General features: G+C 64.0%; 5 protein-coding genes and 3 pseudogenes. 6 read left to right on the top strand and 2 right to left on the bottom strand.

Annotated features, from left to right (window positions below; translation table 11 throughout):
• Together ACTHQX_RS21535 and ACTHQX_RS21530 are read right to left on the bottom strand one after the other, a co-directional pair.
• Positions 1-251, bottom strand: a pseudogene (locus ACTHQX_RS21535) (IS21 family transposase); the annotation flags it as partial.
• Positions 252-617: 366 nt separating this feature from the next.
• Positions 618-1,208, bottom strand: a complete 591-nt coding sequence (locus tag ACTHQX_RS21530; RefSeq protein WP_236808338.1) for a TetR/AcrR family transcriptional regulator — start codon at positions 1,206-1,208, stop codon at positions 618-620.
• 73 nt (positions 1,209-1,281) lie between these two features.
• Here ACTHQX_RS21530 and ACTHQX_RS21525 point away from each other — a divergent pair, with 73 nt between their 5' ends.
• The 6 genes and pseudogenes from ACTHQX_RS21525 to ACTHQX_RS21500 form a co-directional block, all read left to right on the top strand.
• Entirely contained in the window at positions 1,282-2,085 is an 804-nt protein-coding gene (locus tag ACTHQX_RS21525) for an SDR family NAD(P)-dependent oxidoreductase (RefSeq protein ID WP_236808340.1), read from the top strand.
• 364 nt (positions 2,086-2,449) lie between these two features.
• On the top strand, positions 2,450-3,448 hold the full coding sequence (locus tag ACTHQX_RS21520; RefSeq protein ID WP_236808342.1) for an NADP-dependent oxidoreductase: 999 nt from the start codon (positions 2,450-2,452) through the stop codon (positions 3,446-3,448).
• A 42-nt stretch (positions 3,449-3,490) separates the two neighbouring features.
• Positions 3,491-4,360 carry an alpha/beta fold hydrolase gene (locus tag ACTHQX_RS21515; RefSeq protein ID WP_236808343.1) on the top strand — a complete coding sequence of 290 codons (870 nt, stop codon included), beginning with the start codon at positions 3,491-3,493 and terminating at the stop codon, positions 4,358-4,360.
• Between the two features lie 24 nt (positions 4,361-4,384).
• A pseudogene (locus ACTHQX_RS21510) lies at positions 4,385-4,877 on the top strand (transposase).
• Between the two features lie 259 nt (positions 4,878-5,136).
• The gene (locus tag ACTHQX_RS21505) at positions 5,137-5,871 is read left to right on the top strand and encodes an IS30 family transposase (protein ID WP_236809266.1); all 735 of its coding nucleotides are present in this window, start codon (positions 5,137-5,139) and stop codon (positions 5,869-5,871) included.
• Between the two features lie 12 nt (positions 5,872-5,883).
• Positions 5,884-6,085, top strand: a pseudogene (locus tag ACTHQX_RS21500) (transposase); the annotation flags it as partial.

The raw sequence follows: 6,085 nt of genomic DNA, 5'->3' as shown, positions 1-6,085 counted from the left end.
CAGCCGACGCGTTCGGCCAGTACCGAGGCCGGCATCGTCGGCGTCTGCACCAACAAGGCCCGCACCTGCGGCGCGTATGCATCGAAGCTCGAACCAGCCGGCTTCCGCTCATACTTCGGAGGCCGCTCCGCCTCCAACGCCCGGTCCACCGTCCCCCGGGAAACCCCGAGCTGTTTAGCCAGCTCCCTCTTGGAGATTTTCTCCGTCGCGTATCGGTGGCGTATCTGCGCCCAAACATCCAATGTGATCACCTTCCATAATGGTCAGTGGCCTCATTTTCAGTTGGCGTATTTGGCCCTATTTTCGGCTGGCGTCAACAATCTGACTAGGCGCGCGTGGGAGGGGGCGATATACATCTACTCGTCCTGTTCGAACGCCGGTGACCGCCTCTCGTCAATCCGGGCTTTGTCGCAGCCGGGACCTCAATTGTCCAACGGCCCAGACAAGGCTTGGACACCAAGGGTCACAAGGTCAGGCAGGGGAGCGCTGCTTCCGGTCCGCTGATTAGTCCACTCAAGAGGTTTCCGCAGCCGCATCCTACGGCGGCCCGTCCGTTCCGTCGGCGGGCCGGGCGGGCGGGGCAGGCGGTCCCTCAGCGGCTGGACGCCCCTGCTCACTCAGGCGGGGCGGCGGACGGCGTGCACGGCGGTGTCGTAAAGCTCGAACAGCTCGACACGTCCGCCCTGCTTCACCCACTCTTCCAAGGCTGCCTGGAGGCAAGTGATCGCGGCCGCTGCGATGGCGCGTGCCTCCAAGGTGCGGTGGCCGGACGCTGGCAGTCGTGGCTCGATCAGCGGTGTGAGCAGGTCCTGCCAGCGGGCTTGCTTTTCGGCGTGTCCCGCGCGCAGGGATTCGTTCCCGAACAGTAGCGTGACGAACTCGAGCCGGCGTTCGGCGGTGGTGTCGATCTCCTCGAGCACTTGGAACGCTGCGCGCAAGGATGTCCAGGGGTCCTCTTTGCGCGGGCGCTCGGCAAATCGTCCGGCGATCAGTTCACCCTGCTCCGACAGGCCGCTTAGCGCGAGGTCTTCTTTGCTGCGGAAGTAGTTGAACAGGGTCCGGCGGGAGACTCCCGCGGCGGCGGCGACCTCCTCGACGGTGGTGTCGTCGTAGCCCTTGGCTGCGAACTGCTCGAGGGCGGTGCGTGCGAGCAGGGAGCGGACGACGGCTCGGGTCTGCTCGCGGATCGGTGTCAACTTCTGGGCCATGCACCCATAGTACGATGGTTCACTCCCGACCTGCTATTGCACGCAGTGCAAGATCGTGCATAAAATGTATCGCATGAGTAAAATTGACTATTCCAGCCAGACCATCATCGTTACAGGCGCGAGCTCCGGCCTCGGCGCGGAGTTCGCCCGGCAGTTGGCAGAACGTGGTTCCAACCTCGTACTCGTTGCCCGCCGTGCAGACCGGCTCGAAACCCTGGCCGGCGAACTTGGCCGCGACCACGGCGTCACCGTGACCACCGTTGCCCGGGACCTCGGTAAGCCGGACGCTGGCCGCTCGCTTCGCGCGGAGCTCGAATTCCGCGGCATCCACGCCACCGGGCTGGTCAACAACGCCGGCTTCGGCACGCACAACGCCTTCCCGGACGAGGACCCTGAACGCCTCCAGGGCATGATCGGGCTGAATGTCGGCGCCCTGGTGGACCTCAGCCGCGCATACATCGACCCGCTGACCTCTGCCGACACGGGGGTCCTGATCAACGTTGCGAGCCTGCTGGGCTTCCAGCCGGCCCCTTACCTGGGTGTCTACGGGGCCACCAAAGCCTTCGTCCTCAGCTTCACCGAATCGCTGTGGGAGGAGGCCCGCGGCACTGGCCTGCGCGTCCTCGCCGTCTGCCCCGGCGCTATGGAAACCGAATTTTTCGACGCCGCAGGCAGCCAGTCGGCCGACTACGGCACCGCGCGTGCAACGCCGAAGGATGTCGTCAGGATCGCGCTCGAGACCCTCGACCGCCGCTCCGCGCCCCCGTCGGTCATCACCAACGGCCGCGCACTGGCGCTGGCCAGCAAGCTCCTGACGCGCCGCCAGATCGTCCGTTTCATGGGCGGAATCCAACGCCGTGCCATGAGCCGGTCCTGAGAGCACAGCGAGCGGGCCTCGTCTGGTGCCGTCTGCCTGACCCCCCGGGAGCCCGCCCCTCCCACCCAAGCCAGCACAAAAAGTGGAGCGACAGCTCATATTGATCACACACTGCTGCTCAAGCCCTTCACCGGGCGATAAAGCCATAAACCGTCGCAACGACCGCTGGACTCCGCCGCTCAGGCCCCCTATCCAGCAACGTCGCTGCAGCGGCGAAGCATATGCACGTCGCACTGCCCGCCGTCCTTCCGGGCTCTTTGTGCATCTTCCAGACCCACGAGCCGTTCGGCCGAGACCGCCAGGCATTTTTTCGCCGCTCACCGCAGCGGTTCACCCTAACAAGCTCATTCTAGAAAGAAGCCATATGAAAGCGTTCGTCGTCGACAGCTACAAGCAGCCCGTCGAAATGACAGAGGTGCCCGAACCGATCGTCGGCGACCGGGACGTCCTCGTCAAAGTCCAAGCGGCGGGCCTGAACCAGTTGGACGAGAAAATTCGAGAGGGCGAGTTCAAACTGATCCTGCCGTACAGGGCCCCTTTCATCCTCGGCCACGACGTCGCCGGTACCGTTGTCCGAGTCGGCCCGAAAGTACGCAACTTTAAGCCGGGCGACCAGGTCTTCGCGAGGCCCCGCGACGGTCGCATCGGCACGTTCGCCGAACGCATCGCGATCGACGAGAACGACGTCGCCTTGAAGCCGGCATCGATCACAATCGAGGAAGCCGGGTCATTGCCACTGGTGGCGCTGACGGCGTGGCAAGCGCTCGTCGAACGCGGTCAGGTGAAGCCCGGACAGAAAGTCCTCATCCATGCCGGCACCGGAGGCGTGGGATCGATCGCGATCCAGCTGGCCAAACACCTCGGGGCCACCGTCGCGACCACTGTCAGCGGCCCCAACGCAGCCCTCGCCCGCGAACTCGGCGCCGACGAGGTCATCGACTACCGCACGCAGGATTTCTCGGTGCTCCTCAACGGCTACGACCTGGTGCTCGACAGCCAGGGTGGAGAGAATCTCGCCAAGTCGCTGCGCGTTCTGAAAACCGGAGGAAAGGCGATCGGGATCTCGGGTCCGCCCGACCCGACCTTCGCCCAGGCAGCCGGCCTGAACTGGATAGTGCGTCTCGTGATTACAGCCCTCAGCGCGAAGGTGCGCCGTCAGGCGAAGAAGCTCGGGGTCCAGTACGAGTTCTTGTTCATGCACGCCAGCGGTGAGCAGCTCCGCACCCTGGCGGGCCTTGTTGACCGCGGCGTCATCCGCCCCGTCGTCGGGAAAACTGCGCCCTTCGCTGCACTGCCGGAGACGCTGTCTTCCCTCGGCAAGGGCGGGCTGCAGGGCAAGGCCGTCCTAACTATCAGCGACTAAGCATCGGCCATTTCACACCCCTACCAGAAAGCGGTCACTCTCATGAGTCACCACGGCCAGAACGCCGACGGCACCGTCATCACCTCTTACACCAAAGCCCCCGCGCGTTTCATCACGGTGGGCGGCGCGACATTCGCGTACCGAGAGCTGGGTCCGAGAGGCGGCATCCCGGTGGTGTTCTTCGTCCACCTCGCCGGGACCATGGACAACTGGGATCCCCGCATCATCGACCCCATCGCCCAAAACCGCCACGTCATCACCTTCGACCAGCTCGGCGTCGGCGGGACCTCGGGGAAAGTTCGAGGCACGCTCGAAGAAGCAGCCGATGACGCCTACTCGTTCATCACCGCCCTCGGCCACGACAAGATCGACATCTTCTCCTTCTCGATGGGCGGCATGATCGCCCAGGACCTCACCCTGAAACACCAGAACCTGGTCAGGAGACTCGTCCTCGCGGGGACGGGACCGCGTGGTGGCAAAGGCATGGACAAGGTCCTCGGCACCACTTACTTCGACATCGCCCGCGCAGCTCTCACCCGGTCGGACCCGAAAGAGTTCCTGTTCTTCAACCGCGACAGCACTGGCAAACGCGCCGCGAAAGCGTTCATCGAACGCCTGAAAGAGCGCACCATCGACCGAGACGCGGACATCAGCCTGCCCGGGTTCCAGAAGCAGCTGAGGGCCATCCAGAGATTCGGACGCTCGGCCCCGTCCGACCTCTCCGTCCTCACCCAGCCGACGCTGATCGCCAACGGCGGCCATGACCGCATGGTTCCCACGATCCTTTCCCACGACCTTCACCGGCGTATCAAAAACTCGGAGCTGATCATTTATCCCGGCTCCGGCCACGGCGCAATCTTCCAGTTCCACGACCAGTTCGCCTCGGTCGCCGTGAAGTTCCTCGGAAACTGATCCCCCCAGCATGCTCGTCCGCACATGAACTCCTGGCCCAGGCCAGGGAGCAGGGCATCGACCTCGTCGGGCCCTGACGGGCTGTTGAACCGACTCACGAAAAACGTCCTGGAAACCGCGCTGGAAGCGGAAATGGACGAACACCTCGGACACGAAAAGCACGACGTGTCCGTGCGGGAGCGGGAACTCCCGCAACGGCACCCGCACGAAGACCGTGCTGACCGAAATCGGGCCGGTGGAGATCGACGTGCCGCGGGATACCGGCTCGACCTTCGCCCCGCAGATAGTGAAGAAGCGGCAGCGCCGGCTGACCGGCGTGGATGAGATCGTGTTGTCACTCAGCGCGAAAGGCCTCACCACGGGGGAAATCGCGGCCCACTTCGCCGAGGTGTTCGGCGGCAGGGTCTCCAAGGACACCCTCTGGCGGATCACGGAGAAGGTCATCGGTGAGATGGTCGAGTGGCAGAACCGGCCCCCTGGACCTTGGGCGGTGTCTAACAGTCGTTGCGAATCCTGATCGGAAGGGATTCCAATGCCCAGGTACGCCGCGAACAGGATGCCGCCTCAAGTCAAACGCCTATATTTCGAGCTGATCAGGCAAGGGATCAGCGGCTCTGCTGCCTCGTTGCAGGTCGGCGTGTCGCTGAGCTGCGGCTCGCTGTGGTTCATCGATGCTGGCAGCGTGGAGTTCATAGACAAGCCGATCAGCCGCCGGTACCTGACGCAGGATGACCGGATCGAAATCGCCGATGGCCTCCCCGCCGGCGACTCGGTGAATAAAGCATTGGTCACCCGCCCAGGTCAGCCGCTGGCTCAGACGCCGTTGGCCCAGACGCAGCTCTTGGCATGTCTGCGCCGAGACCATCTACGAAGCCGTCTACCGCGGCCTGATCGCCGCGCAGGACGGCCTCACGCTCCGCACTGGCCGAACGTACCGCCATAAACGCGGGCGCGGCAGGAACCGTGAGGGGGCGTTGAAGCAGTCCACCAACATGAACCCGATCACCTATCGCCCCGCGGTCGTCGAGACTCGGACCCGCGCTGGGCACGAAGGAGATCTCATAATAGGCACCGGTCAGCGCTCAGCAATTGCCACGCTCGTCGAATGCAAGTCCAGGCTCACAGTCCTCGTCCCGATACGGGGCGGCCGTACAGCCCAGATCGTCGGTGATGCCCTCATCCAGGCGTTCACAATCCTTCCCACAGCTCTACGGGGCACGCTGACCTGGGACCAGGGCAACGAGATGTTCCACCATGAACGGATTGAGCGGGAGACGGGGCTGCACATCTACTTCGCCGATCCGCATTCCCCGTGGCAGCGAGGGACGAATGAGAACACGAACGGTCTGCTGCGCCAGTATTTCCTCAAGGGCACCGACCTGGGCCTGATCACCGATGAACGGCTACGGGAAGTCGGCATCGAACTCAACGACCGGCCACGGGAATGCCTAAAGGACCGCACACCAAATCAACTCATGGCACGGTGGAAACACCGGCTCCAAACCACTTAATTCGCGACGAGGACTGGAAACCGCCGGGCCTACCCTGTGGTGTTCATCGACGCTATCCACGTCAAGGTCCGCGACGGGCAGGTCACCAGCCGGCCGGTCTACGTCGCGATCGGCGTCAGCGTCAACGGCGAACGGGGCATCCTCGGGCTGTGGGCCGAGGAAGGCGGCGAAGGGGCAAAGTTCTGGCTCTCGGTGCTGACCGAAATCAAGAACC

This window comes from Arthrobacter sp. SAFR-023, from assembly GCF_051965295.1.
Classification (GTDB): domain Bacteria; phylum Actinomycetota; class Actinomycetes; order Actinomycetales; family Micrococcaceae; genus Arthrobacter.
Note: the sequence above shows the minus strand (reverse complement) of the source record. Positions and strands in the feature narration are given on the sequence as shown.